This window comes from bacterium (genome assembly GCA_024228115.1).
In the GTDB taxonomy this organism is placed as follows: domain Bacteria; phylum Myxococcota_A; class UBA9160; order UBA9160; family UBA6930.
The window spans coordinates 1-1,088 of the sequence record JAAETT010000032.1 but is presented as its reverse complement, the minus strand read 5'-3'; the positions used below and the strand labels follow the sequence as shown (position 1 = coordinate 1,088).

General features: G+C 62.5%; 1 protein-coding gene. It reads left to right on the top strand.

Going from position 1 to position 1,088, the window contains the following annotated elements:
- Nucleotides 1-128: 128 nt before the first annotated feature.
- Nucleotides 129-989 (top strand): aldehyde dehydrogenase family protein, encoded by an 861-nt coding sequence (locus GY937_00870; protein MCP5055257.1) that lies wholly within the window; start codon nt 129-131, stop codon nt 987-989.
- Nucleotides 990-1,088 lie beyond the last annotated feature (99 nt).

Sequence of the window (1,088 nt, the reverse complement as noted above, 5' to 3'; positions counted from 1 at the left end):
CGCCGAGGCACGCCCCGAATTTGCGCCGAGGACCGAGCCTCATCCACCGTAAGCGACATCCGTCAGGATCAATCGCCGCACAGCACCCTGGAACCATCGAAAGTCAGCTTCTCAACTGATTTTCATGCATAGTCCGGGCTAAGACTGTTCTTCAATTCGTTTTCGCCGACAATGCGGACGGTGCGACCCGACTCGCGACCCACCCCGAGGTAGACACGGTCATTTTCACGGGTGGTACGGCGACCGCGTTCCACCTACTGAAACGGGCACCCGATGTGCGCCTGCTGGCGGAGACTGGCGGCAAGAACGCAGTGATCGTCACCGCGATGTCAGATCGTGACCTCGCCGTTCAACACATCGTCGATTCCGCCTTCGGCCACGCGGGCCAGAAATGCTCAGCGGCTTCCCTGCTCATTCTCGAGCGCGAGGTCTACGAAGACGTGGCTTTTCGAGACGCCCTCTGTGACGCCGCCTCGAGTCGTCGCGCCGGAAGCGCCTGGGATCTCGCGACTTCGATTGGACCCCTGATCCGCGAACCGCGAGGCGTCCTTGCCCGTGGGCTCAAAGAACTGGAGTCCGGCGAGAGCTGGGCGATCCGGCCTGCTCGGGTCGGGAGCAACCCCCAACTCTGGTCGCCGGGAATCAAATGGGGCGTTCAGCCAGGAAGCACCACGCATACGACGGAGTTCTTCGGGCCCGTGCTCGGCGTGCTCATGGCGAACGATCTCGACGAGGCCATCGACCTCGTGCACCAGACCGGATACGGCCTCACCTCAGGTCTCCAAAGCCTCGACGATCGGGAGCAGGAGCATTGGCTCGGGCGGGTCCGGGCAGGCAATCTGTATGTGAACCGCGGGACGACGGGCGCGATCGTGCTACGTCAGCCCTTCGGTGGCATGGGACGAAGTGCGATTGGCCCGGGGCTGAAAGCAGGTGGGCCGAACTACGTGTTGGCGATCACGAGAAACCGTAGAAATCTGATCATCTAGCCGTGGTCGCGCGCGAGTGCTGGTTTCTCGTCAGAACGGCGAATCGGTGTCGGTCGGATCGGTGTCGAGTTCGCGATCGAGAGCCGCGAGGTAGTGTCT